Below are 20,037 nucleotides of genomic sequence, written 5' to 3'. Positions count from 1 at the left end.
GTCGGAGCGGTGCGTTAGCGTGTCGTGCGTGCGATGGCCTGCAGACGACCTGTGCGTCTGTGCGGGCGCTCGGCCGCTCGAAGTGCGGAGAGGCGCCTGCGGTGTCGTGCCGGAATCGATCTGCGTACCCCGGGGTGACCCCGGAGAGGGAGGATCAGCGCGTGAACCTCCCGCCTCGTCTGCAGACCATCGCATGCACGACACGCTAACGCACCGCTCCGACATCGCACCGAGCGAGCCGGCCGAGCCTGCCGAGCCTGCTGCGCCTCGGGTGTCGGCAGCCGGATTTGTCGCGCCGGGCCGGGCGTCCGAGGATGGGGTCATGACGCACGAACACCACCCGGCCGCCGCCGGGCATCCAGAGACCGGAGCCTGCGGCCCGCTGCAGGCCAGACCGCCGAGACTGCCGAGCCACAGACTGCCGGGCGGCGCGTCGTGAGCGGCCCCCGCGAGCTCACGGATGCCGGTCGGGCGTTCGTGACGGAGCGTCACCTCGCGATTCTCTCGACGCTCGGCCCCACCGGGCAGCTGCACTCGGTGCCGGTCGGGTTCACGCTCGAAGACGGCATCGCACGCATCATCACTTCCGATGGCACGCAGAAGGTGCGGAACGCCGAACGAGGCGGCCAGGCCTCCGTCGCGCAGGTCGACGGCCCGCAGTGGCTGAGCTTCCAGGGCGAGGCGAGAGTGGTGCGCGACCCCGAGGCGGTGGCGCACGCGGTCGAGCTCTACGCGGGCCGCTACCGGCAGCCGAGCGTGAACCCCAGCCGCGTGGTCATCGAGATCGCGGTGGAGCGGGTACTCGGCTCGTCACGCATGGTCACGGACCGCTGACGGAGTTGTCGGTCGGCTGTACCGCGTGTTCAGCCCCAGATCTTCGTCTGCAGTGTGCCGAGCAAGTCTGTCGTGGGTACGTTCGCCTGCTCCACACGGATGAAGGTGTGGTCACGGAGGAACGCGGTGCTGCTGACCGGAACGGCGTATCTCGTATCCTGGCTGTCCTTCGAACAGACTGTGGCTTCGCCTGTCGCCGGCGGGCAGGTGTACCCCTCGCCCGGCAGACTGCCGAGATATTCGGTTGCTAGCGCGGGCTCGACGGTGGCGATCTCGATCCGCATCGGCGTGATGTCGGCGCCCGGATCGCGCCAGACGCAGCGCAGCTCGGTCACCGCAGCGAGCTGCTCGGCGAGGGATGCCCCGCTCGGTGCTGCGGTCGGCGGGATCGATCCGGCGGGGAAGGCGTAATCGGTTCCAGGTGAGCCGATCACTGCGGGATCGTTCAGCGGAAAGGTGCCGAACGAATCAGCGAACGGTGTCGAAGCGATCAGTGCCACGCAGTCGGTCGGAACGGCAGCCGCCGGCGCTATGCCGGGCGTCGACGCCGCCGGACTGTTGATCGCCCCCGCGGTGGGTACCGGAGTGGTGCTCGGCGACGCCGAGACTGAGGCTGACGCAGGTGATGACCCGACCGGCGGAGCGGGGGACGAACCCGAGCATCCTGCCAGGGCGACTGCCAGCGCGGCGGCACCCAGAACAGCAGAGCCTAGAGCGCCACTGCCCCACCCATTCACCAACCTCATAGCGCCCCCTTCGGCGTTCTGACAGAAGTGGGGCCGGCGGCGGGACTTGAACCCGCAACCCCCGCTTTACAAGAGCGGTGCGCTACCAATTGCGCCACGCCGGCAGATGGAACACCTCATTGTAGCCCGGTCAGACCACCGGCCGGTGAGACCCGGGGCCGGTGCGACTACGGGGCCGGCGTCGGGGTCGGGGTCGCCGTCGACGACGTCTGGCCAGACACCTGCAGCACGAAGTTGGCGAACGCGTTGGCGTCGGTCAGAGAGCCCTGGTACTGCTGGCCGTCGACGAGGATGGTCGGCGTTCCAGTGACCTTGGCGACCGTCGAACCCGGCAGCGGCTCTGTGGTCGCGCGCGACGTGGAGTCGGCGACCCAGCCCTTGAACTGCTGATCGTCGATGCAGGTGTTGATCTGGTCAACCGAGCCGGCGCCGGACTGGCCGACCAGGTCTTTCAGCGTGTTGTCGTCGAGCCCGGCCGTGCTCTCCTGCGGCTGGTTCTTGAACAGCAGCGCGCTGTAGTCGTAGAAGTTGTCGGGCGAGTAGTTGGCGACACAGGCGGCCGCGTTCGCTGCCCGGGTGGAGTACTTCGACCCGAGCGACGAGCGGTCGAGCAGCGACAGGGGGTGCACCTCGTAGGTTGCCGCGCCGCTCTCGAGCCACGTGCCGATCTGGGTGAGGTTGGTCGACTCGAACTGGCCGCAGTAGGGGCAGAGGTAGTCGATGTAGACCCGAATGTCGATGACGCCCGCCGGGTTCGCCGCACTCGGCGTCGGCTGCTGGCCGTCGGCGAGGGCCGGCGTCGTCTCGGCGACCTTGCCCTGGCTGATCTTGATGCCGTCGCTGGCCATGTTGAGGGGGCCGGGGCCCGCTGGCTTGGCCGAGCTGGAGACGATGAGAACGACACAGACGACGATCGCGATGACCACGACGCCGAGCCCGCTGAACAGGATGGCGCGGTTGCGGATGTCCTTTCGCCGCTGGGCCTCGCGCAGCTGCTTGGCCTTCTCGCGTGCTGCTTCGCGTCGCTGGTTCTTGTTCTGACGGCTTTCTTCGGGCATCCATCGATAGTAATGAACCACCCTGAGAAAGCGGTAAACGGCAGGCGTGTCATACTGGGAGGCGGGTCATCACCGAAGCTGGCCCGAATCCATCACAACGGATCGTCCGGCACGTACCTGCCGGTGAAGGAAGAGAAGAAATCATGGCGTCTGTGACGTTTGACCACGCAACCCGTCTGTACCCGGGATCGACCCGCCCCGCGGTCGACCAGCTGAACCTCGAGACCGCCGACGGCGAGTTCCTGGTTCTCGTCGGCCCCTCTGGCTGCGGCAAGTCCACCTCGCTCCGAATGCTCGCTGGCCTCGAAGAGGTCAACTCGGGCAACATCTTCATCGGCGAGCGGAACGTCACCGACGTTCCCCCGAAAGACCGCGACATCGCGATGGTCTTCCAGAACTACGCGCTCTACCCGCACATGACGGTCGCCGAGAACATGGGCTTCGCGCTCAAGATCGCCGGCGTCAGCAAAGACGAGCGCGCCACCCGCGTTCTCGAGGCCGCAAAGCTGCTCGACCTCGAGCCCTACCTCGGCCGGAAGCCGAAGGCCCTCTCGGGCGGCCAGCGCCAGCGCGTCGCCATGGGCCGCGCCATCGTGCGCCAGCCCCAGGTCTTCCTCATGGATGAGCCGCTGTCGAACCTCGACGCGAAGCTCCGTGTGCAGACCCGCACCCAGATCGCGTCGCTCGTGCGCCGCCTCGGCGTCACCACCGTCTACGTCACGCACGACCAGACCGAGGCGCTCACCATGGGTGACCGCATCGCCGTGCTGAAAGACGGTCTGCTGCAGCAGGTGGGCACCCCGCGCGACCTCTACGAGAAGCCCGAGAACGTGTTCGTCGCCGGCTTCATCGGCAGCCCTGCCATGAACCTGTTCGTTGCAGACGTCGTCGACGGCGGTGTGCAGTTCGGCACCTCTGTCATCCCCGTCGAGCGCGAGCTGCTCGGCACGATCAGCGGCAAGACGGTCACGATCGGTGTGCGCCCCGAAGACATCGTCGTCGCGTCGAACTTCGGCGAGGGCCTGCCCGTCGACGTCGACCTGATCGAGGAGCTCGGCGCCGACGGCTACCTCTACGGCCACGCTGAGGTCAACGGCCGCCGCACCGACCTCGTCACCCGCGTCGACGGCCGCGTGCACCCGAACGCCGGCGAGAAGGTCTACCTGACCGCCAAGCCCGGCCACCTGCACCTGTTCGATGTCGAGAGCGGCCAGCGCGTCGGCAACAAGCCGGTTCTCACCGCGTAACGATCACCACCGTGTTCGGGCCTGTCGTGTCACATCGGCAGGCCCGAACTGTTTAACAGCCAGAACTGCGAGAAGGAGGAGCCGTGACCGGCTCACTGAACATCACCTCGGCCACCGCCGACCCCGCCCTGCTCGACCTGCCCTGGCAGCTCCCCCTCGACGAATGGCCGGCGGCGAACATCGCCCTGCTGCCGAAGGGCATCTCCCGCCACCTCGTGCGGTTCGCCCACCTCAGCGGCCACGTGATCGCCATCAAGGAGACCACCGACGAGATGGCCAAGCGCGAGTACGCGATGCTCCGCACCCTGCAGAACCTCGAGATCCCCTGCGTCGACCCGTTGGCCGTCATCACGAACCGCAGCGACCTCAACGGGATGCCGCTGAACTCGGTGCTCGTCACCCGCCACCTGAAGTTCTCGCTCCCCTACCGGGCCCTGTTCTCGCAGACCCTCCGCCCCGACACCGCGACGCGGCTGGTGGATGCCCTGGCCGTGCTTCTGGTGCGCCTGCACATCATCGGCTTCTTCTGGGGCGATGTCTCGCTCTCGAACACCCTCTTCCGCCGCGACGCCGGATCGTTCGCCGCCTACCTGGTGGATGCGGAGACGGGCCAACTGTACTCCACCGGTCTCTCGAACGGCCAGCGCGAGAACGACCTCGAGATCGCCCGGGTCAACATCGCCGGCGAGCTCATGGACCTGGAGGCCGGCGGCCGCGTCGCCGACGAACTCGACCCCATCCGCATCAGCGACGGCATCGTCGCCGCCTACCGCTCCCTCTGGAAGGAGCTGACCGGCAGCGAGTCGTTCTCCTCCTCCGAGCGCTGGCGCATCAACGAGCGCGTAGACCGCCTCAACGACCTCGGCTTCGACATCGAGGAACTCGCCATCAAGACCGATGCGGGCGGCGACACCGTGCGCATCCAGCCGAAGGTGGTGGATGCCGGGCACCACCAGAGGCGGCTGCTGCGGCTGACCGGGCTCGACGCCGGCGAGAACCAGGCCAGGCGCCTGCTCAACGACCTCGACTCGTACACACTGAAGTTCGGCCGGCGCGACTACGACGAGGAGATGCTGGCCCACGAATGGCTCGCGAAGGTGTTCGAGCCGGTCGTGCGCGCGATTCCCAAAGACCTCAAGGGCAAGCTGGAACCGGCCGAGGTCTTCCACCAGCTGCTCGAGCACCGCTGGTTCATGAGCCAGCAGGAGAGCCGCGACGTGCCGCTGGCCGAGGCCCTCAACTCCTACATCAACGACATTCTGCGCCACCGCCGCGACGAGGCGACGGTGGTCGGCCCGCCGACCGGGATGATCACCCTGCCCATCGGGCTGCAGAAGGAGGCCGCCGCGGCAGCCGGCGACGACGAGGCCGAAGCCGACTGGCGCCTGACGGTCTAGTTCCCCGTGCGGCGGCGCGAGATCTCGTAGAGCGTGACGCTGGCCGCGATTCCGGCGTTCAGCGACTCGGTCGCCGCACTGATCGGAATCGACACGATGGCGTCGCAGGTCTCGGTGACGAGCCGCGACAGCCCCTTGCCCTCACTGCCGACGACCACGACGATCGGCCCGAGAGCGAGTTCGAGCTCGGGCAGGGCCGTGTCTCCCCCGCCGTCGAGCCCGATGACGAAGGCACCCTTCGCCTTCAGCGCCTTCAGCGTCTGCGTCAGGTTCGGCGCCATGGCGACGGGCGTGCGGGCGGCCGCGCCTGCGGAGGTCTTCCACGCGGAGGCGGTGAGGCTCACCGACCGGCGCGCCGGCACGATGACGCCCTGGCCGCCGAACGCAGCCGTCGAGCGGATGATCGCCCCGAGGTTCCGCGGGTCGGTGATGCCGTCGAGGGCCACCAGCAGCGGCACCTCGTTGCGGGCGAGGATCTCGTCGTAGAGGTCGACCGGGTGGGCGTACTCGTACGGCGGCACCTTCAGCGCGACGCCCTGGTGCACGGAGTCGAAACCGGCCAACCGGTCGAGCTCGGGCCGCATCACTTCGAGAATCGGGATGCCGCGACCGGTCGCCAGCTGCAGCAGCTCCTTCACGCGCTCGTCGTACTCGATGCGCGTGGCGATGTAGAGCGCGGTCGCGGGGATCTTCGCGCGGAGCGCTTCGACCACCGAGTTGCGACCGGTCACGACCTCGCTGTCTTCACCGCGGCTGAGCGGGCGTCGCTGCGGGCGCGCGGGCTCCTGCGGGCCCCCTCGGCTCGCGCCGGAGACGGCGCCGCGAGCCGACCCGCTGCGGGCGGCGGGCCCGCCGCGACCGGCGATCTTCGGCTCGTTCGAGCGTCGTTCGGGGGCCGGCTTCGCCTTGCCGCCGGCGGCGGCGAAGCGCTCCTTGGCCGCCTTCGCCTTGCCCGCGGGGTGGTACGGGCGGTCTTCGGCCTTGGGGGTGGGCTTCTTGCCCTCGAGGGCCTGGCGGCCCTGCCCTCCCGAACCGACGGCCGGGCCCCTGCTGGTGCGCCGAACGGCGCCGGGGCGGCCGGGCTTCTTGCCTGAACTAGCCATCAAAACTCCAATGTGCACCCGTTGAGGTGTCTTCTATAGTGATGCCCGCCTGGCCCAGCTCGTCGCGGATGCGATCGGCGGTGGCGAAGTCACGGGCATTCCGTGCGATCTGTCGGTCTTCGAGCAGCTTCTCGACCAGGGCCTTGAGCGCGGTGCCCGTCGAACTGCTGTCGGCGCTCGCCCACTGCGGGTCGAGAGGATTGATGCCGAGCACGCTGGTCATGGCGAAGACCTGCCCGAGCAGGCGGGCCGCCTCGGCGAAGTCTTCGGCGTCGAGCGCGGTGTTGCCGTCGCGCACCGCCTCGTGCAGCACCCCGAGGGCCTGCGGCACGCTCAGGTCGTCGTCCATCGCCTCCCGAAAGGCGTCGGGCACGAGTTCGACGGTCGACGACGCGAACCGGGTGCCCTCGAGCCGGCGCACGGCCCGCTCGAGAAACCCCTCGATGCGGCTGAGGGCGGCCTCGGCCTCGGCGAGCGAGCCGTCCTGGTATTCGAGGCTCGAGCGGTAGTGCGCGGCTCCGAGGTAGTACCGCACCACCAGCGGCCGCGCCGCCGAGAGCAGGTCGGAGGCGTACACCGAGTTGCCGAGCGACTTCGACATCTTCTGGCCCGTCACAGAGACGAGGCCATTGTGCAGCCAGTAGTTCGCGAACGGGTCGCCCGCCGCGTGCGACTGTGCGAGCTCGTTCTCGTGGTGCGGGAAGCGCAGGTCGAGACCCCCGCCGTGGATGTCGAAGTGGGCGCCGAGGTACTTCGTGCTCATCGCCGAGCACTCGATGTGCCAGCCCGGCCGGCCGGCTCCCCACGGGCTCTGCCACGACGCGGTCTCGGGTTCGCCCTCTTTGTGGCCCTTCCAGAGGGCGAAATCGCGCACATCGCGCTTGCCGCGCGGATCCGAATCCTCGGCCGAGGCCATGTCGGCCAGCTTCTGGTGGGTCAGTTCGCCGTAGGCCGGCCACGAGACGGTGTCGAAGTACACATCTCCCGACGCATCGTCTGCGGCATACGCGTGCCCGGCATCCACCAGCCGTTCGATCAGCGCGAGCATCTCGGGGATGCTGGCGGTGGCACGCGGTTCATAGGTGGGCGCCAGCACACCGATGGCGTTGTAGGCCGCCGTGAATTCGAGCTCTGTGCGGTAGGCCAGCGCCCACCAGGGCTCTGACGACCCCGGCACAGAGGCATTGACGAGGATCTTGTCGTCGATGTCGGTGACGTTCCGCACGAACGTGACGTCGAGCCCGGAGTAGCTGAACCAGCGGCGCAGCTGGTCGTATGCGAGCGCCGAGCGCAGGTGGCCGATGTGCGGCGACGACTGCACCGTCGGCCCGCAGACGTAGACGCCGACACGGCCGGGTACCAGGGGCACGAAGTCCCGCAGGGTACGGAGCTGGGAGTCGTAGAGGCGAAGAGTCACTGGCCCAGTTTAGGGCGTGCGGCCCGCGCCGCCCTCGGCCACCGCCGCTTCGTTACGCCGGGTAGACCAGCGCGGTGGCGATCGCGACCACTCCTTCGCTCCGTCCGGTGAAGCCGAGGCCGTCGGTCGTGGTGGCCGAGAGGCTGACAGGGGCGGCCAGGATGCCCGACAGAACCGTCTCGGCTTCGACCCGCCGGGCGGCGAACCGTGGGCGGTTGCCGATCAGCTGCACGGCGACGTTGCCCACCCGCAGGCCCGCAGCCCCGAGCATCCGGAGCGTCTCGGTGAGGAACACTTCGCCGCGCGCGCCGTCGAATCGCGGGTCTGCGGTGCCGAAGGTGCCGCCGATGTCACCGAGGCCGGCGGCAGAGAGCAGGGCGTCGCAGATCGCGTGCGCGACCGCGTCGCCGTCGCTGTGCCCCGACAGGCCGTTCTCACCCGGCCAGAACAACCCGGCGAGCCACAGCGGCTGCTGGTTTTCGGCCGGGGCGAACGCGTGCGAGTCGACGCCGACGCCCGTGCGGGGCAGCGCCAGGCCGGGAGCCGGCTGCAGCACCTGCTCGGCCCGCCGCAGGTCCCACGGGGTCGTGATCTTGAAGGCCAGTGGGTCGCCGTGGATGATCGTGACGGGAAAGCCCGTCTCGGCGACGAGCGCCGCGTCGTCGGTGAAGTCGTCGCCGGCCGAGGCGTAGGCCTCTTCGAGCTGCTCGCGGGGGAACCCCTGCGGCGTCTGCACCGCCGAGAGCTGCGAACGGTCGACGGTCTCGAGCGCGAGGCCCTGCACGTCGGTGCGCTTGATGGTGTCGCTCACCGGCAGGCCGGGAATGGCGCCGCGGCCCGACCCGCGAACGGCCTCGATGATGGCCTCGAACTGCCCGACGGGCGTGAGCGCACGTGCTGCATCGTGCACCAGAACGGTCTCGACGCGGGCGTCGAGGGCCGCAAGCCCCCGAGCGACGGACTCCTGGCGGGTCGCGCCGCCGGTGACGACGGTGAGGTACCCGGATGCCCGGCCCAGCGCATCCGCACCGATCCGTTCGGCCTCCTGCAGCCGGTCGGCGGGGGCGACGATCACGATCTGCGTCTCGTCGGCGAGCGCCAGGATCGGGTCGAGCGAGCGGGAGAGGATGGTGCGGCCGCTGAGCGAGACGAACGCCTTCGCCTGGCCGTGGCCGAGTCGCGTTCCGCTGCCCGCGGCGACCACGATGACTGCGACGGTGCCGGAGGGTTCGAACGTGTTCACGCCCCCAGCCTAGGCGGCGGGGCGAGGCGCCCCGCCAGGGGGTCGGCGCCGCACTCGCGGAACGGCTAGGAGGCGAGAACCTCGTCGAGCAGCAGCGACGCCTTCTCCTCGTCGGTCTTCTCGGCTAGCGCGAGCTCGGAGACGAGAATCTGCCGGGCCTTCGCGAGCATGCTCTTCTCCCCCGCTGAGAGCCCCTTGTCCTGGTCGCGGCGCCAGAGGTCGCGCACGACCTCGCTCACCTTGATGACGTCGCCCGAGGCGAGCTTCTCGCCGTTGGCCTTGAACCGCCGGGACCAGTTGGTCGGCTCTTCGGTGAAGGGCGTTCGCAGCACCTCGAACACGCGGTCGACGCCGTCGTGGCCGATGACATCCCGAACGCCGACGAGCTCGACGTTCTGCGCGGGCACCTTGATGACCAGGTCGCCCTGGTTCACCTGCAGGGTCAGGTAGACCCGCTCCTCACCCTTGATGATGCGGGTCGTCACTTCGGTGATCGTCGCCGCGCCGTGGTGGGGGTAGACAACCGTTTCGCCGACCTCAAAGAGCATGGAACCCGTCCTTTCCAGACCCTCGATTTTATCACAGGGCCCCGCCCGGTGGCCGGGCGGGGCAGTGGGCGCTGCACACGGTGAACCGCAGCGGATAGGCTAAACTCGCAAGGGTTTACCGCCTGAGGAGCACTCTCAGAAGACGGCAGACGAGCACCTCTGGAGGGTTTTGTGAGAACACGGTACGCGGCATCCATTCTCGTCGCTGCACTGGTCGGTGTCAGTGCGACGGGTTGTGCGTTCATCACCCCCCAGGCCACGACCACCATCGGGCAGGTCACCGACGGCGTCGACGGCAACGTCTCGCCCGACCTCGCGATCCGCAACGCCACCCTCATCAGCGGCGAAGACGGCACGTCGGCGAGCCTCATCGCGTCGCTGGTCAACCTCGGCGACGAAGACCACCAGGTCGTCGTGCAGTACGAGAACAGTGCGGGCAAGAGTGTGGATGCCGTGGCCCTCGTCGGCGCACGCAGCACCCTGACCGTGGGCGGCGAGACGAGCGATCGCATCCAGCTCGACGACGTCGACCTGACCGTCGGCCAGCTCTTCCCGGTGTTCTTCCAGTACGGCTCAGAGACCGGCACCAAGCTGATGGTGCCGGTGCTCTCGAGCGACTGGCAGCAGTTCGAGGGCCTCGAGCCCACGGAGTCGGCCACGCCGGTGCCGGTTCCCACGTCGACGTCGACCCTCGCGCCCGAGGTGCCGATCACGCCGGAGCCCACCCCGTCGTCGGAGGCGACCCTCGGGCCGACACCGTCGCCCTCGCCCGCGGGCTGACGCGCGGGCTGACGCCCGGCGGCTACGCCTCGAAGCGGTAGCCGAGCCCCCGCACCGTCACGAGCAGCACCGGCTCGCTCGGCGCCGTCTCGATCTTCGACCGGATGCGCTTGATGTGCACGTCGAGCGTCTTGGTGTCGCCGAAGTAGTCCGACCCCCACACCCGGTCGATCAGCTGGCCGCGGGTCAGCACGCGCCCGGCGTTCCGCAGCAGCATCTCGAGCAGCTCGAACTCCTTGAGCGGCATCGGTGTGTCGCGGCCGTTCACCGCAACCGTGTGGCGCTCGACATCCATGCGCACCGGGCCCGCCTCGAGCACCGGCTCGGCCAGCTCGTCGTTCTCGGTGCGACGACGCATGACCGCGCGGATGCGCGCCAGCAGTTCGCGCGACGAGTACGGCTTGGTGACATAGTCGTCGGCGCCGAGCTCGAGCCCCACGACGATGTCGATCTCGCTGTCTTTGGCGGTCAGCATGATGATCGGCACCTGCGAGCGCGTGCGGATCTCCCGGCACACCTCCGTTCCCGGGATGCCCGGGATCATCAGGTCGAGCAGAACGAGGTCGACGCCGCCGCGGTTGAACTCGGCAATGGCCGAGGGGCCGTCGGCCGCCGTGGTGACGGCGTACCCCTCCCGCTGCAGCAGATAGGCGAGCGGCTCGCTGAGCGCGATCTCGTCTTCGACCAGAAGGATCTGAATCACCGGTGTTCTCCTAACGGGGCCGCCGCGGCATGCGAAGCCGCCGGCAGCCGGATGGTGAAGGTCGACCCGAGTGCGGGTTGCGACCAGACGCGGATGTCGCCGCCGTGGTTCTCGATGACGTGCTTGACGATGCTGAGGCCGAGCCCCGTGCCGCCGGTGTTGCGCGAGCGGGCCTGGTCGACGCGGAAGAACCGCTCGAACACCCGCCCGAGGTCCTCCTCGGGGATGCCGATGCCCTGGTCGGTCACCGCGATCTCGACGACGCCGTCGGCGAGCCGCACGCCCACGCCGACACGGGTGCCCGGCTGGGAGTACTGCACGGCGTTCGCGATCAGGTTGTGCAAGGCCAGAACGAGCAGGTTCTCGTCGCCGTAGACCTGCGTACCGCGTTCGCCGCCGCTGACGAGGGTCACGTTGTGCGTGTCGAGCTGCACGTGGTTCTGGTCGACGGCGCTCGCCACGACATCGTCGACGTCGATCAACTCGGCGCCGGTCAGCACATCTGCCGCCTGCAGCCGGGAGAGTTCGATGATCTCGCGGGTGATGCGACCGAGGCGCTGCGCCTCGGTCTCCATGCGCTTCGCGAAGCGGCGAACCTGCTCCGGGTCGTCGGCTGCGGGTTCGAGGGCTTCGGCCAGCAGCGAGATCGCGCCGATCGGCGTCTTCAGCTCATGGCTGATGTTCGCGATGAAGTCCCGCCGCACCTCTTCGAGGCGGTGCGCCTCGGTGCGATCATCCGCCAGCAGAAGGAGGTAGCGGCTGCCGAGCCGCGCCACCCGCACAGAGAGGTGGATGGTCGCCTCGCCGAACGGGCCACGCGCGAGACTCAGGTCGCGGCTGACCGGTTCGCCGGTGCGCCGCACGGAGTCGACCATGCTCACGAGTTCCGGATGCACCAGGCCGTGGTTCCACACGAGGCCGAACGCCAGCGCAGCCGGTGACACCTTCACCACGTTGTTCGACGCGTCGAGCACCACGCCGGCGGAATCGATGGCGTCGATGACCTGGTCGACACCGTCGGGAACCGACGGATCGATGATGGTGGCGGCGTGGTCTCCGCGGCGCGCGGCGGCGAACAGAACGAACACGAAGCCCGAGCCCACGGTGAGGCCGAGTGCCACAGAGAGCAGCACCAACAAGCCTGAATCCATAGCGACTACACTAATGACTCCGGTGGGAGCCGAATCCTCCGATGCCTCCACGGGGGCAGCAGGTCGCACGAAGTTCAACCGATCGGCACCTCCTGTTAACCTCCGCTGGGCAGGATGGCGTTGTCGGCCCTGCGCTCCCTCGGTGGAGCACGCCCGGCACTGTTCGGTGCGACCGCGCCAGATCACCAGCGAAGCACCGCAGAAAGGTTCGAACACATGCGCGAGGTTTTCCAGCAGGAACTGCGAGAGGTGCAGGAGCGCCTGGTCGAGATCAGCCGCCTCGTCGTCGTCGCCATCACGAACGCCACCACGGCCTTCAACGAGTCGAACGTGTCGCTGGCCGAGCAGGTCATCGCCGAAGACCCGAAGATCGACGCCCTCGCCTCCGACCTCGACGAACTCGCGATCAGCATCATGGCGCTGCAGCAGCCGGTGGCCCGCGACCTGCGCATCGTCGTGAGCGCGCTCCGCATGAGCGCCTCGCTCGAGCGGATGGGCGACATCGCCGAGCACATCGCCCAGCTGGCCCGGTACCGCTACCCCGACAAGGTCGCCAAAGACAGCCTGCTCGACGTGTTCAGCGAGATGGGCGCCCTCGACGTGAAGGTCGCTGAGATGCTCAGCCGCCTGATCGAGACCGAAGACCTCGCTCTGGCCGACGACATCCGCGACAGCGACGACCGCATCGACGAGCTGCACCTCAGCGTCTTCGAGGCCGTGCTGAGCGAGAGCTGGGCCGGCACCTCGGTCAACACCGTCGACGTGACGCTGGCGTCGCGCTACCACGAGCGCTTCGCCGACCACGCGGTCAGCATCGCCAAGAAGGTCAAGTACCTCGCGACCGGCGAATGGACCGGCTCGGGCGTTCGCTAGAGCATCCTGAACGGAATCGACGAAGCCCCGGGCCTTTCGGCACCGGGGCTTCGTCATGTCTGCGTCGGGTGGCGTATCCCTATTTCTTGCCTTGGTTGGCGACTGCGGCAGCGCCGGCGGCCGCGGCCTCCGGGTCGAGGTACACCGCGGGCTCGACGGGCGCGAAGCTCTCGTCGAGACGGTAGACGAGCGGGATGCCCGTGGGGATGTTGAGCTCGGCGATGTCGTCGTCGCTGATGCCGTCGAGGTGCTTCACCAGAGCACGCAGCGAGTTGCCGTGCGCCGTCACCAGTACGGTCTTGCCCGCCGCGAGGTCGACGGTGATGTCACTGAACCAGTAGGGCAGCATCCGGTCGACGACGTCTTTCAGGCACTCGGTGCGCGGGATGTCGTCACCGAGGTCGGCATACCGAGGGTCGCCGAGCTGCGAGAACTCGTCGTCGTCGGCGATGGGGGGCGGCGGCACGTCGTACGAGCGGCGCCAGGTCTGGAACTGTTCGGGGCCGTACTCGGCGAGGGTCTGCGCCTTGTCCTTGCCCTGCAGCGCCCCGTAGTGGCGCTCGTTGAGGCGCCACGAGCGCTTCACATCGATCCAGAGGCGGCCGGCGACGGTCAGCGCGTAGTTCGCCGTCTCGATCGCGCGCACCAGCCGCGACGTGTAGAGCACGTCGGGCGTGAGCCCCGACTCGGCCAGCAGCTCGCCGGCGCGCTTGGCCTCGCCGACGCCCTGCTCGCTCAGCCCCACGTCGACCCAGCCGGTGAACAGGTTCTTCTGGTTCCACTCGCTGTTGCCGTGGCGCAGCAGGATCAAGGTGTAGGGCTCAGTCATGGAATTAGTCTAGAACCATGCCCATCGGCTCCATCACGCGCGGAACCACGAACACGAACCGCCTGCGCCGGGTCGACCGCTGGATCGCGTCGCTGCCCGCGCTGCGGCAGGCCGCGCAGCCGCTCGTCGTCGACCTGGGCTACGGGGCGAGCGGGGTCACGGCCTTCGAACTGCAGCAGCGGCTCGCACGGGTGCGGCCCGATGTCGAGGTGGTCGGCCTCGAGATCTCGCCCGAGCGCGTGTCCACGGCGCGGGCGCAGCTGGCCGCCGTGCGCGCCGGCACCTCCGGCTGGGGCTTCGCGGCAGAGGCGCGGGTGTCGTTCGCGCTCGGCGGGTTCGAGACGCCGCTTCCCGGTGGGCGAGGGGCTACGGTCATCCGAGCGTTCAACGTGCTGCGGCAGTACGACGAGGGCGAGGTACCGGCGGCGTGGCAGCGCATGATCTCGCGACTGGATGCCGGTGGAACCCTCGTCGAGGGCACCTGCGACGAGATCGGGCGGGTGTCGAGCTGGGTGGCGCTCGGTGCCTCGGGTCCCACGTCGTTCACGCTCTCCCTGCGGCTCGCGGAACTGGATCGCCCGTCGATCGTGGCCGAACGGCTGCCGAAGGTGTTGATCCACCGGAATGTGGAGGGTGAGAGCATCCATTCCCTGCTGGTCGCCCTCGACCGCGCCTGGCAGCACAACGCACCCCTTTCGGTGTACGGGCCCCGGCAGCGCTGGGTGGCGGCGGTCGGGGCACTGGCGGCGGAGGGCTGGCCCGTGCTCGGCCCGGCCGCCCGCTGGCGCCTCGGCGAGCTGACGCTGCCGTGGGCCGCTGTCGCCCCCCGCGGCTTCGCCTGGCCCGCCTGAGCGGCTCCGCCACCTCTGCCCGCGCCTCCGCACCCACGCCCGCGCACCCGCGCCAGCCACCTCCGCAGCCCCCATCTCCCGCGACCCTGCCCCGCGCCACCCCGCAGCGCGAGGGGACGCAGATCGTGCCACCCGGGCGACCCACCGACGATATGGGTCCCCTCGCTCCGAGCGCCCCGCGGTCAGAGGGTGGGAAGGGCGGCGCGGGCCTTGTCGGGGGTCAGGCCCGTGGCCGTGAGCAGATCCATCACCAGGGGGCGGAGCTCCATCACGACCGAGCCCTCGACGACCGCGGAGTCGGGGAACAGCAGCTCGGGGCGGAGCTTCACGGCCACGAGGATGAGGTTCTGGCGCACGAGGGGGCGCGCGGCGGGGTCGTCGAGGCTCTGCTCCAGCAGCCTGACGGCGCCGGCCAGCGCGCTCAGCAGGTCGGCGAGCTCATGGCGCGGACGGCCGTCGCGCATCACCACGCCCAGCCGGCGCGTCACCACGCGCAGGTCGCGGAGCGCGAGATCGACCCCGCCGAGCATCACGTTCTGCCGGGCGAGCTCGGGCAGGCCGCGCCGCAGGAACGGCGAGATCTTCGCGATGCCGATCGCCGAGTCGAGCGAGCCGCGCCACTGGTCCATCAGCGGCTGCGTCGACCGGGCCTCCAGCAGCACCCGGCCGATGTCGCTCTCGTCGCCGCGGCGGAGCTCTGCCACCAACCCCTCCACGATGCGGGTGAACGTCGAGAGCACACGTTTGGCGTCTGCGTGGGCGACCCGCCGGGCATCCCGCGGAACCAGCGCCGTCAGCAGAAGCGCGACCACTCCCCCGACCACCCCGTCGACCGTTCGGGTGAAGGGCCCGCTGGCGGCGACCGGGAGGATGGCGACCAGCGCCGACTGCGAGGCCGCCACGATCGCGAACCCCGGTGCGGGCGAGAAGAAACGCGCCGCGAACAGGGTGATGACCACCGCGAGCGCCAGCTGCCAGAGCCCCTGCCCCGCGACCAGCAGGATCACCTCGCTGAGCGTGATGCCGAGCGTCACCCCGATGGCGGTCTCGAGCACCCTCAGCGGCCGGGCATCCCGCACGAAGCCGAGGCTCGACAAGGTCACCGTGGCGGCGGTGACGGGCGTGAGGTGCCCGAACAGGTAGTACGCGATCGCGTACGAGGCCACCACCGCGATCACCAGCTGCACGATCGGCAGCGCCGACCCCGCCGACCGCGCCGCCCCCGCCCGCGCGAACAGCCGGGCGCGGGCCCGCCAGTGCTTCGAGATGCCGCCCACGCTCGGGGTCTGCGGGGTCTGCGTGTGCGGGGTCAGCGGCGCACGGCGCCGAGGCGGGGCAGGCGCGGGATGCGGCCGGCGGCGGCGCCGGCCTCGGGGGGCACGATGACCTCCTGGGCGGCGGGCACGACGATCCCTTCGCTGGCGGCGGCGAGGGTGGCGTCGGTGGGGGTGGAGCGGCGCACGAGGGCGAGGGCGATGGGGCCGAGCTCGTAGTGCAGGGCGCTGGCGGTGATGTGGCCGACGGCCGCTTCAGGGTCAGCCTCCAGCATCACGGGATCGCCGGGGGCGGGGAGCACGGCGTCGGAGCCGTCGAGGTGCAGCATGACGAGGCGGCGCGGGGGGTGGCCGAGGTTGTGCACCTTGGCGACCGTCTCCTGGCCGCGGTAGCAGCCCTTGTTCAGGTGCACGGCCGAACGGATCCAGTCGACCTCGTGCGGCAGGAGCTTCTCGTCGGCCTCGGTGGTGAACCGGGGGCGCCAGGCCGCGATGCGGAGCGCCTCGAACGCGAGCACACCGGCGACCTCGACCTCACCGCGACGGGCGGCGTCGGCGAGCGCGGGGCGAGTGGCGCGGGGCACGAGCGACTCGCGCCACGGGAACTCGGCCGCCGGATGCTCGTCGACGTCGGCGTACTGGTGGCCGCCGGTGGCGACCTCCGTCCACGGGTCGATCCAGGTCAGCGGCACATCGTTCGGCGCGGCGACGAAGGCGTCGACCGCAGCAGAGGGCGTGATATCGGCGACAGCGAGAGACTCCGACATCCACCCCACCGTCGCGAACTCGGCGGTGCGGTCGGCGATCTCGACCCTCAGCATGAAGCGCATGCGCTCGAGCCAGGCGACCAGCGACGCCGCCTCGGGCGCATCCACCAGCAGCCACGCCGTGACGCCGTCGTCGAAGACGCGGATCGCGTGCTCCACGCGGCCGGCCGGGTCGAGCAGCAGCGTCTCGGCCGACTCCCCCGGGGAGAGCCGCTTGAGCGCCTGGCTGGTGACCGAGTCGAGCCAGCTCAGCCGGTCGGGCCCGGTCACCGAGATCACCCCGCGCTGCGAGAGGTCGACGAGCGCGCCGGCCGCCAGCATCCGCTGCTCGCGGAGCGGGTTGCCGTAGTGCGCGGCGACGCCGACATCGGCTCCGGATGCTTCGACCGCACCCGGCAGGGCGAGGAACGGCGAGCGGCCGAGGGTCGGGCCTTCCGGGGTCGGGCCTTCTGGGGTCGAGCTTTCGAGGGTCGGGCCTTCTGGGGTCATCGGGGCTTTCAGTCGGTTTTCGCGAGTCGCGCGGAGGCGTGGGTGCGGAGGTCTTGGCCGAGGGCGGCGATGTCCCACGCCCAGAGCAGGTGGCCGCCGACGAGGCCGTAGATGCGGGTGGCGGCCGAGTACTCCTTCGCAGAGTGCGAGCGCATCACGGCGTCGGTCGCGAGGTCGATGCGCGCGGCCTTGACCTGGCCGATGTAGAGCTCGTCGACCCCGCCGGGGTGCAGCAGCGAGACCTCGATGTCGAAGCCGTCGTCGGCGTTGCGGAGGCCCTCGACCGCCTCGGTCGTGGCATAGGGTCGCGGGTCGGCGCCCGGCAGCATCCCGGGCCCGGGGTCACCCTCGACGGCGGGCCGGGAGAGGCGCCAGTACCCCATCTCGGTGACCAGCGGAGTCGACTTCTCATCGAGCAGCCACGCGTAGGAGCTGTAGTTCAGGTACGGCAGGCCGTCGTTGCTGAAGCTGACCCGCTGGCCGAACTCGTAGCTGACCTTCTCGTCGCCGATCGCGTAGTCGATGACGCCGGTGCCCTCCCAGACCCCGATCAACCACGACAGGGGAACGATCTCGGCGGGCAGGCCGGTGGGGATCTCGATCATGGTCGGTCTCGGGTCAGCGCTGGCCGCGGAAGAGCCTCAGGATGACGACGATCGAGGTGAAGGCGATGCCGATCCCCGCCAGCCCGAGCAGGCCGAGGTAGAAGATTTCAAGGGGCACATAGTTCATGCCCCAATTCTATTGGCTCAACTGCAATACGAGGGTCGCCGCGGCGAGAATCACGACAGAACCGGCGATGCTCGCCGAGCACCGGTCGACGAAGCCCTCGGGCCGCGAGAGCGCGAGCTGCACGACGAATGTGAGGATGACGACCCCGCCCAGGATGACGGCCAGCAGCACGAGGTAGTCGGCCGGCGCAGCGAAGACCCCGGTGAGGATCGCCCCGGCGAGCGCGAGCAGCCAGACGGGGGCTGCGCTTCGGGCGAGGAGGGTCATTCGACCATTCTGCCCGATGCCGCGGGCCCGAGAGTCAAACCGCTAGTATTGCGTCTAGGCATTATCTGGAGGATCTCTGTGGCGCAGTTGTTGATCCTGACCTCTGCGGTCGACAAAGAGGTGCTGCCTGCCCTCTCCCTTCTGAGCCATCGCACCCGGCAGATTCCCGCCGAGGCCGCTCAACTGGTCAATACCCCGAACTGCGACCTGATATTCATCGACGCCCGCCGCGACCTGGCCAGCGCCCGTTCGCTCTGCAAGATCCTGAAGACGACGGGCATCGGGGTGCCGATCGTGCTGATCCTCACCGAGGGCGGCCTCACGGCCGTCAGCGCGGAATGGGGAGCGGCCGACGTGCTGCTCGAATCGGCGGGCCCCGCCGAGGTCGACACCCGCATCCGCCTCGCCATCGGCCGCCAGGTGCAGGAGCAGTCGTCGTCGAAGATCCAGGCCTCCGGCGTCGTGATCGACGAGGCCAGCTACTCGGCTCGCGTGCACGGCCGCCCGCTCGACCTCACGTTCAAGGAGTTCGAGCTGCTGCGCTTCTTCGCCCTGAACCCCTCCCGCGTCTTCACCCGCGAGCAGTTGCTGAGCGAAGTGTGGGGTTACGACTACTTCGGCGGCACCCGAACGGTCGACGTTCACGTGCGGCGCCTGCGCGCGAAGCTCGGCGACCTCGAATCGCTGATCGGCACCGTGCGGAACGTCGGCTACCGCTTCAACTTCTTCGAAGACGAGAATGAGCGCCTCGCTCAGGCTCGAAACGCTTAGCCCCGGCGCGGCCCCGCTGGCCGCGCTCGATGCTCTGCTGGCCGCCGCCGAACACACCGACGGCCAGCCGGCCTTCAACGACCAGACCCGCCTCGAGACACGGGCAGGCACCAACCACGTCGTGCTCGGCTTCGAGGGTGACCGTCTCGTGGCCGCCGCAGCGGTTGCCGACGACACTCTCGAGCTGGTCGTGGCTCCGGATGCCCGGCGCCGCGGTCTCGGCGAACAGCTGGCCGACCACGTGCTCACCTCACGTACCGGCCCGCTGCTGGTGCGTGTGCTCGAGCCGTTCGTCGGAGCGCTGCCCGCCCCCACCCTCGCGTGGGCGCACGGCGACCATCCGGCGGCCCGGCGGCTCGCCGCGCGGCACGGCTTCGAGCCGGTGCGGCGGCTGCTGCAGCTGCGCATGCCGCTCGGCGGCGAGGTCGACGCCGAGGTCGGCGCCGACGCGAAGGCCACGGCATCCACGACCGGCGTCTCGATCAGCACCTTCAGACCCGGCCTCGACGATGCCGCCTGGGTCGCCCTGAACGCACGGGTGTTCGCCGGGCATCCGGAGCAGGGCAAGCTGACAGAGAGCGACCTGCACGCCCGGATGGCCGAACCCTGGTTCGACCCCGACGACTTCCTGGTCGCCCGCGGCGACGACGGCGCCATGATCGGCTACAACTGGCTGAAGGTCGAGCAGCCGGAGGCTGACGGGAGCCGCATCGGCGAGATCTACGTGATCGGTGTCGACAGCGCCCACTCCGGCCAGGGCCTCGGTCGCGCCCTGATGGTACGCGGGCTGAACCGGCTGAAGGAGCGCGGATGCACGACGGCCGCCCTCTACGTCGAGGAGGACAACGGCCCCGCCGTTCCCCTCTACCGCAGCCTCGGGTTCACGGACCACACCGTCGACGTGCAGTACGCGAAGAAGTCCTGACCCGGGCATCCACCCACCGTCTCGTTCACCTC

At 69.6% G+C, this 20,037-nt stretch carries 21 protein-coding genes and 1 tRNA gene; 8 read left to right on the top strand and 14 right to left on the bottom strand.

Annotation, left to right across the window (positions count from 1 at the left end; translation table 11 throughout):
• The first annotated feature begins 435 nt into the window (after window positions 1–435).
• Complete coding sequence (locus C5B96_RS02610) at window positions 436–834, top strand: PPOX class F420-dependent oxidoreductase (protein WP_104242687.1); 399 nt, start codon at window positions 436–438, stop codon at window positions 832–834.
• 29 nt (window positions 835–863) lie between these two features.
• On the opposite strand, the gene C5B96_RS02605 is transcribed toward C5B96_RS02610, so the two are convergent.
• The 3 genes from C5B96_RS02605 to C5B96_RS02595 all read right to left on the bottom strand — a co-directional run bounded on the left by C5B96_RS02605 (window position 864) and on the right by C5B96_RS02595 (window position 2,638).
• Window positions 864–1,268 (bottom strand): hypothetical protein, encoded by a 405-nt coding sequence (locus C5B96_RS02605; RefSeq protein ID WP_146078067.1) that lies wholly within the window; start codon window positions 1,266–1,268, stop codon window positions 864–866.
• Between the two features lie 340 nt (window positions 1,269–1,608).
• Window positions 1,609–1,684: transfer RNA gene (locus tag C5B96_RS02600), tRNA-Thr, on the bottom strand.
• Window positions 1,685–1,747: 63 nt separating this feature from the next.
• Entirely contained in the window at window positions 1,748–2,638 is an 891-nt protein-coding gene (locus C5B96_RS02595; RefSeq protein ID WP_104242683.1) for a thioredoxin domain-containing protein, read from the bottom strand.
• 143 nt (window positions 2,639–2,781) lie between these two features.
• Here C5B96_RS02595 and C5B96_RS02590 point away from each other — a divergent pair, with 143 nt between their 5' ends.
• Both C5B96_RS02590 and C5B96_RS02585 read left to right on the top strand, forming a co-directional pair.
• Window positions 2,782–3,885, top strand: coding sequence for an ABC transporter ATP-binding protein (locus tag C5B96_RS02590; RefSeq protein WP_104242681.1), 1,104 nt, complete (start codon window positions 2,782–2,784; stop codon window positions 3,883–3,885).
• An 83-nt stretch (window positions 3,886–3,968) separates the two neighbouring features.
• Window positions 3,969–5,282: a DUF4032 domain-containing protein gene (locus tag C5B96_RS02585; RefSeq protein ID WP_104242679.1), complete on the top strand. Its 1,314-nt coding sequence runs from the start codon at window positions 3,969–3,971 to the stop codon at window positions 5,280–5,282.
• On the opposite strand, the gene rlmB is transcribed toward C5B96_RS02585, so the two are convergent.
• The 4 genes from rlmB to C5B96_RS02565 form a co-directional block, all read right to left on the bottom strand.
• Window positions 5,279–6,385, bottom strand: coding sequence for a 23S rRNA (guanosine(2251)-2'-O)-methyltransferase RlmB (gene rlmB / locus C5B96_RS02580; protein WP_104242677.1), 1,107 nt, complete (start codon window positions 6,383–6,385; stop codon window positions 5,279–5,281). The two genes, C5B96_RS02585 and rlmB, sit on opposite strands and share 4 nt — an antisense overlap.
• On the bottom strand, window positions 6,378–7,802 hold the full coding sequence (gene cysS, locus C5B96_RS02575) for a cysteine--tRNA ligase (RefSeq protein ID WP_104242675.1): 1,425 nt from the start codon (window positions 7,800–7,802) through the stop codon (window positions 6,378–6,380). Before cysS ends, rlmB begins: the two co-directional genes overlap by 8 nt.
• Before the next feature lie 52 nt (window positions 7,803–7,854).
• A complete protein-coding gene (gene ispD / locus C5B96_RS02570; protein ID WP_104242673.1) occupies window positions 7,855–9,045 on the bottom strand; it encodes a 2-C-methyl-D-erythritol 4-phosphate cytidylyltransferase in 1,191 nt (396 codons plus the stop codon).
• Window positions 9,046–9,110: 65 nt separating this feature from the next.
• Window positions 9,111–9,593, bottom strand: coding sequence for a CarD family transcriptional regulator (locus C5B96_RS02565; RefSeq protein ID WP_104242671.1), 483 nt, complete (start codon window positions 9,591–9,593; stop codon window positions 9,111–9,113).
• Between the two features lie 171 nt (window positions 9,594–9,764).
• Here C5B96_RS02565 and C5B96_RS02560 point away from each other — a divergent pair, with 171 nt between their 5' ends.
• Complete coding sequence (locus tag C5B96_RS02560) at window positions 9,765–10,373, top strand: hypothetical protein (protein ID WP_104242669.1); 609 nt, start codon at window positions 9,765–9,767, stop codon at window positions 10,371–10,373.
• A 22-nt stretch (window positions 10,374–10,395) separates the two neighbouring features.
• On the opposite strand, the gene C5B96_RS02555 is transcribed toward C5B96_RS02560, so the two are convergent.
• Both C5B96_RS02555 and C5B96_RS02550 read right to left on the bottom strand, forming a co-directional pair.
• Window positions 10,396–11,076 carry a response regulator transcription factor gene (locus C5B96_RS02555; protein ID WP_104242667.1) on the bottom strand — a complete coding sequence of 227 codons (681 nt, stop codon included), beginning with the start codon at window positions 11,074–11,076 and terminating at the stop codon, window positions 10,396–10,398.
• The gene (locus C5B96_RS02550) at window positions 11,073–12,227 is read right to left on the bottom strand and encodes a cell wall metabolism sensor histidine kinase WalK (RefSeq protein WP_104242665.1); all 1,155 of its coding nucleotides are present in this window, start codon (window positions 12,225–12,227) and stop codon (window positions 11,073–11,075) included. The genes C5B96_RS02555 and C5B96_RS02550 overlap by 4 nt, the downstream gene beginning before the upstream one ends.
• Window positions 12,228–12,443: 216 nt before the next feature.
• Here C5B96_RS02550 and phoU point away from each other — a divergent pair, with 216 nt between their 5' ends.
• Entirely contained in the window at window positions 12,444–13,100 is a 657-nt protein-coding gene (phoU, locus tag C5B96_RS02545; protein WP_104242662.1) for a phosphate signaling complex protein PhoU, read from the top strand.
• Between the two features lie 79 nt (window positions 13,101–13,179).
• On the opposite strand, the gene C5B96_RS02540 is transcribed toward phoU, so the two are convergent.
• A complete protein-coding gene (locus tag C5B96_RS02540; protein WP_104242660.1) occupies window positions 13,180–13,929 on the bottom strand; it encodes a phosphoglyceromutase in 750 nt (249 codons plus the stop codon).
• Window positions 13,930–13,946: 17 nt separating this feature from the next.
• Here C5B96_RS02540 and C5B96_RS02535 point away from each other — a divergent pair, with 17 nt between their 5' ends.
• On the top strand, window positions 13,947–14,780 hold the full coding sequence (locus C5B96_RS02535) for a class I SAM-dependent methyltransferase (RefSeq protein WP_104242658.1): 834 nt from the start codon (window positions 13,947–13,949) through the stop codon (window positions 14,778–14,780).
• A 182-nt stretch (window positions 14,781–14,962) separates the two neighbouring features.
• On the opposite strand, the gene C5B96_RS02530 is transcribed toward C5B96_RS02535, so the two are convergent.
• From C5B96_RS02530 to C5B96_RS02515, 4 genes are all read right to left on the bottom strand, one after another.
• Window positions 14,963–16,057, bottom strand: a complete 1,095-nt coding sequence (locus tag C5B96_RS02530; RefSeq protein WP_104242656.1) for an aromatic acid exporter family protein — start codon at window positions 16,055–16,057, stop codon at window positions 14,963–14,965.
• A 32-nt stretch (window positions 16,058–16,089) separates the two neighbouring features.
• Window positions 16,090–17,310 (bottom strand): folate-binding protein YgfZ, encoded by a 1,221-nt coding sequence (locus C5B96_RS02525; RefSeq protein WP_104242654.1) that lies wholly within the window; start codon window positions 17,308–17,310, stop codon window positions 16,090–16,092.
• Window positions 17,311–17,318: 8 nt separating this feature from the next.
• Window positions 17,319–17,915: an FABP family protein gene (locus tag C5B96_RS02520; protein ID WP_104242652.1), complete on the bottom strand. Its 597-nt coding sequence runs from the start codon at window positions 17,913–17,915 to the stop codon at window positions 17,319–17,321.
• Window positions 17,916–18,051: 136 nt separating this feature from the next.
• Entirely contained in the window at window positions 18,052–18,309 is a 258-nt protein-coding gene (locus tag C5B96_RS02515; RefSeq protein ID WP_104242650.1) for a hypothetical protein, read from the bottom strand.
• 78 nt (window positions 18,310–18,387) lie between these two features.
• Here C5B96_RS02515 and C5B96_RS02510 point away from each other — a divergent pair, with 78 nt between their 5' ends.
• Window positions 18,388–19,080: a response regulator transcription factor gene (locus tag C5B96_RS02510; protein ID WP_104242648.1), complete on the top strand. Its 693-nt coding sequence runs from the start codon at window positions 18,388–18,390 to the stop codon at window positions 19,078–19,080.
• On the top strand, window positions 19,049–20,005 hold the full coding sequence (gene mshD / locus C5B96_RS02505; protein ID WP_104242646.1) for a mycothiol synthase: 957 nt from the start codon (window positions 19,049–19,051) through the stop codon (window positions 20,003–20,005). Before C5B96_RS02510 ends, mshD begins: the two co-directional genes overlap by 32 nt.
• Window positions 20,006–20,037: the final 32 nt, after the last annotated feature.

Source organism: Subtercola sp. Z020, assembly GCF_002931235.1.
GTDB lineage: Bacteria > Actinomycetota > Actinomycetes > Actinomycetales > Microbacteriaceae > Subtercola.
This window is presented reverse-complemented; position numbering and strand designations above follow the sequence as displayed.